This is a genomic window from Asticcacaulis sp., assembly GCF_027484505.1.
In the GTDB taxonomy this organism is placed as follows: Bacteria; Pseudomonadota; Alphaproteobacteria; order Caulobacterales; family Caulobacteraceae; genus Asticcacaulis.
Window position 1 is genome coordinate 1 of the sequence record NZ_JAIXSV010000359.1, and the last position, 4,592, is coordinate 4,592.

A 4,592-nucleotide genomic window follows, 5' to 3' on the forward strand; every position below is an offset into this window, starting at 1 on the left:
CCCAACACCATCGATGAAATCCCAATGCAATACGCCCTCAGCCGTATCGCAAACCGCAGAAACGCCGCCGCCAAACGTCTCAAAAACAAAAAAGACGCGGGGAACAGCTGACGCTTACCCTTCAAGAGTCAGACATCGTGGTCCAGGCTATGAGTTGCTCTTTCGAGACGAGTTGCTTGACACGCTCAGAGAACCAATCGCACAGCCAGCGCTCCGACAAGAAGCGCTTCACATCACTCTTTATGATGGCATCCGCTTCAAGGTAATTTCCCTGGTGGAGCCAATAGCATGCATTCAGCATGTCGATGCGAACGTCTTTAAGTCCGCACCTGTCCGCGGCGGAAATGAGATTCCGCATTTCTTTCAGCCGATTGAGCCGCAAGCTCAGGTCAATGGCTTTGATGTTGCTGTCCCTGTGCTTGGGGTCGATTGCGATTCCTGCCTTGTAGCTGGCCAGAGCTTCCTCAAAACGCTTGAGGAAAAACTCCACATCGCCCCGCAGCGTTAGCGCATCCGCCGTCACCAGGCAATCGCCGGCCTCCGTAAGTAATATCTGAAGGGCCTGCTGTGGTTGGCCGTTGTCGAGAATCGTCCGAACATTCGCCAGCGTGGATTTAAGGTTCAGTAGCCGTTCGTCGGTAATTATCTTGGTGCTGGCGGCCCGCGCTGCTGCATCGACGGTCGAAGTGAAGGCTTCGATGACCAACCCCTGGCCCAGGGAGGCGCCCCGGAAGTTGCTGTTCATCTGGGCAATTTCAGACAGGGGGATGCTGCCGACAGAGCTGGGGTCTGGCAGAATCTGATTGGGTATGGCCAGGCAATCATACTGGATACGGTCGACAGGATGATCGCTGAGGAAACGTATCGAATAACCATAGCTTTCCAGCAACTGGAAAAGCTCTTCGCGGCTGCTGCCCTGCCGACGAAGGTGACCGTCACTAATCTCCAGGCACATGATGGGTTTGAAGGCGTCCAGCGTCTTACGGGCCCCGCGCAGAGCGTCCGTTTCACAGCCTTCAATGTCGAGTTTGAAATAGTCCAGCCGCGGCATGCGAACATAGTCAAGCGCCAGCAATGGAACGGCCGATGTTGCGTCCGACAATGACGCAAGCCGACCCGCCCCGATATTGCCTTCGGCCTCGCTGTAGCCGACAAGGCCGGGCTTCGATCCCAGTCCCGCCATGAACCCGATCACATCAGGGCAGTTGCGCTGCATGCAGATGAAGGGCAGTAGATTGGGTTCGAAGGCGAAGACTGTTCCCGTTGGCCCGACTGCGTTTGAATAGGCAATGGTGTGGTCACCAATATAAGCCCCCGCATCAACGGCAACGCCACCCTTTGGTATAAAAGGCAGCAGAGTGGCCAGAAAGCCCTGGTGGTGATCCAGTCGACCGGTTTCCTCGATCCATTTGGTGAAGTGTGTGTCATCATTGATGACCCAGACACCGAAGGCCGTTTGGCGCAGTCGATCCAGTCCGTGCTTGCCCACTATTTCCCCCGCGCTATGCTCGTGATGGTTAGTCACTTCATACATGATCCATGCATAGCATATTGAATTAGCATGCAGATGCATCCTTGGTCTATAGCGACACCAGTCAATTTGGGAACATGCTCGCGGGGCTGCGTGGCGTCGACGACCATGAATGCCGGCGGCAGGGGCGGCCATTATTCGTTGAATGTTGGAATAATGACCGCCAGGCCTTTATGCGGTGGTTGCGTCGGTGATAATGCCAAGCTGGGTTAAGGCGTCCAGAAGCGATGCCAGTGCCTGATTGCCGGATTTCGAGCCCGTGACCGTGGATCTGGCGGCGGGCACAGTTCCGAAGAAACCGACACGCCCACCGGTGCCCTCCACCTGCACGCCGCCACTCCCCTGGCCAAGCAGGCGGAGGGTGACATTGCTGTCACTGCCGGCGGCGGCAATGGTGGGGCCGGTTCCGGCGCCCGTACCGCTGACCTGAACACGGTTGGCATTTGCCCCGGTGCTGTTGACCCGAAGGGCATCGGTGCCCGGTGTGCCCCCGATATGGGTAGTCGCATTGGGGCTGATGACAAAGGGACGCCATGCCACACCGCCGCTCAAGGCGTCGATGACGGCATAATTGCTGGTCACATTGTAGCTGATGCCGATGGCTGTCCGTCCGCTTGTGACAAAGCCGGCGGAGTTACCGAGAAAATAACGGACATCCTGGTTTATCGTGGTCAGAGGTCCGGACAGCGCGAAGGTTGAGTTCCCGGGGATATCTGCCGGGGGAGAGGTGAATCCCACCATCACGCGGGTTTGGTCGACACGGACACGCTCTGTGCCGCCGGTGACGATGGAATAGGTGTCCATGCCCCCCGGTTGGGCAAGGCCCGTATCAGGGTCGCCACCGGGTCCGATGCCGGGGGTGGCTGTCGTGCCGATGGGCACGGAGACCCGGCCGGTGAAGACCGGGTTCTGGCTGGGGGCCGCGGTGGAGGCGGGCAGGGGAAGACTGAAGGCGTTCAGCATGGCCAGTCACCGATAAAAGGAGATGGAGATCGCGCAGGCCGCCGGTGCAACAAGGCCCAGAATCTGGCCAGCCTCTACATTGCGGCCGGCGGGGTTCAACTCTGGCGCGGTGCCGTCGCTGATGTCACCGGTTGGCAGCGTCACCGCCCCACCGATACGGCACCAGAAAGGACCGGTGGCAGCGAACAACGCGATGTTGGCCCCGGCAGGTACCGTCAGTTGTTTGGCCTGGCCCGCGATGAGTTGCAGGCAGCAGACATGGTCCGACACATTGACGATAGCCATGGGGAAGCCCATGGCATCGCCTTGCAAGACGATGGAGCGCATTTTGGATCCTGTATGTGGGGGATTACGGTCGCAGATCGGCCAGCGACCATTCCACACTAGGATAATATGCAATGCATGTAAAGGAATAAAAGCCGAACCCGTCAGCAATGGTCCGGTTTATCAACGGGATGAAAGGCCTTTGTGCTGTGCTACGATCAACCCGTCCGGCTGGAAGGGCGGGGTGGGATCATCATGGCGGATATCGTACCAGGGGGCGATCAGGTCGCGCACGGACCGGTGCAGGCCCTGGCCGTAAGTTCCGATAATGAACCGCGACACCTTGCCGGCGGCCAGCAGGTCCGGTGCGGACCGCAGGATTTCTGCCTCCAGCCCTTGAATATCCACCTTCATCAGGTCAATCGTCGAACCGATACGGTCCACCAGATCGTTCAGTGTCAGGCAGCGGACGGCAATGGACGGGAAGCTGGCGGTTGCGCCCGGCTGTGCCAGATGGCTGCCATAATGGGCGGCGTAGAAACTGGCCTCGCCCGCGGACGGGGCGACGGCTTCTTCGATCAAGCTTAACCGGTCTGCCGGGATTCCATTCAGGTGCAGATGGTCACGGATGGCCTGTGCATGCGCCGGCAGGGGTTCCAGCGCCACCAAACGGCTGGTCGGGCACAGTCTATGGGCAAGAAGGCTGTAATATCCGACCCCGGCGCCGACATCGGCAAACACGGCGGTGGGCCGGCACTCTGCCAACAGGGTGGTGAACCAATGTTCCTCGTCCGGTTCATGCAGGTTGGGATTGCCGGGCTGGCCATAGCGTTCAATCTGCTGGTCCAACATCGTGTCGCGGTAGAGCCGGATGCCGTTTGAAAATGTGTAGGTCTCCCGTGCCGGCGGCGTAACGCTGGACCTGAGGATCGGTCCGCCGACGATCTGGGACGGTGGGGGCGCAAGCGGCGGGTCGGACGGCTGACGCTCCAGACCTGTCCCATAGCCCAGCCGTTCCATCCAGGTGCCGTGCCGCGCCCAGAAATAATCGAGATCGGCGGGCGGCCATGCCTGCAGATTGCTGGTGTCATGCCCCTTGTTGAAGAAGCCGGGCAGCAGTTGGCGCTGTTGGTCCAGAGGATTGTTCCAGGCGTGCAGCGGGCGGCGGCCCAGGAACTGCGACAGCAGATCAATCACATGGTCCGGCCGGTGGATCAGATCTTCAAAGCGCAGGAACAGGGTTCGATCGCGCGCCAGCGGGTTCCAGCGCTCGATATGGTCGCTCCATGGCCCGCCGATCGCCTTGCCATTGATCAGATTTGCATAGCCACGGTCGATGTTGAACAGGGTGCGGTCATAGGTGATCTGGGAGACGATGGCCGCCCGGCCGTCGCGCACGATATAGATTGCCGGCTGATCATCGGTGGGCAGGCCGTGCGTTTTGACCACGAACAGATCCGGGCTCGCGCTGGCCATCTGGTAGAAGTCCTGCCAGGTGCCATCATAAGAGACATGGCCGACACTCTCGGCGATCTCCGGCGTCGACCCGATATCGTACCGGTCATTATACTCCGAATAGGTCTGGATTTCGAACACCCGGCTCAGCAGGGTGCGTGTCATGGTGTTCCCAGAACGGGGATAGGAGGCCAGCCAGACGATCATTACCTTGCCTCACCTGCGATTCGTCTAGGGCTTCACCGGTTTTGCCCCGGTGCACCCGATCAACCCAGCAGCTTGACGTCGGCCTGCACCATGTCCTTCACCAGATCGGGGAAGGAGGTGGTGTGGGTCCAGCCCAGCTTTTCCTTGGCCTTGGCGGGGTCGCCCAGCAGCA

At 59.7% G+C, this 4,592-nt stretch carries 4 protein-coding genes; all 4 read right to left on the reverse strand.

All coding sequences use genetic code 11. The features are described from left to right. Positions 1-121 precede the first annotated feature (121 nt). The 4 genes from Q0072_RS20995 to Q0072_RS21010 all read right to left on the reverse strand — a co-directional run bounded on the left by Q0072_RS20995 (position 122) and on the right by Q0072_RS21010 (position 4,420). Positions 122-1,534: an FkbM family methyltransferase gene (locus Q0072_RS20995; protein ID WP_298333814.1), complete on the reverse strand. Its 1,413-nt coding sequence runs from the start codon at positions 1,532-1,534 to the stop codon at positions 122-124. Positions 1,535-1,702: 168 nt separating this feature from the next. After that, positions 1,703-2,494, reverse strand: a complete 792-nt coding sequence (locus tag Q0072_RS21000) for a hypothetical protein (protein WP_298333816.1) — start codon at positions 2,492-2,494, stop codon at positions 1,703-1,705. A 6-nt stretch (positions 2,495-2,500) separates the two neighbouring features. Further along, positions 2,501-2,821 carry a hypothetical protein gene (locus Q0072_RS21005; protein WP_298333818.1) on the reverse strand — a complete coding sequence of 107 codons (321 nt, stop codon included), beginning with the start codon at positions 2,819-2,821 and terminating at the stop codon, positions 2,501-2,503. Between the two features lie 120 nt (positions 2,822-2,941). After that, a complete protein-coding gene (locus tag Q0072_RS21010; protein WP_298333820.1) occupies positions 2,942-4,420 on the reverse strand; it encodes an FkbM family methyltransferase in 1,479 nt (492 codons plus the stop codon). Positions 4,421-4,592 lie beyond the last annotated feature (172 nt).

Bases quoted from the DNA above. Each gene is read 5' to 3' on its own strand.
- Q0072_RS20995 (WP_298333814.1), bottom strand. From the start codon at position 1,534: ATGTATGAAGTGACTAACCATCACGAGCATAGCGCGGGGGAAATAGTG.
- Q0072_RS21000 (WP_298333816.1), bottom strand. From the start codon at position 2,494: ATGCTGAACGCCTTCAGTCTTCCCCTGCCCGCCTCCACCGCGGCCCCC.
- Q0072_RS21005 (WP_298333818.1), bottom strand. From the start codon at position 2,821: ATGCGCTCCATCGTCTTGCAAGGCGATGCCATGGGCTTCCCCATGGCT.
- Q0072_RS21010 (WP_298333820.1), bottom strand. From the start codon at position 4,420: ATGATCGTCTGGCTGGCCTCCTATCCCCGTTCTGGGAACACCATGACA.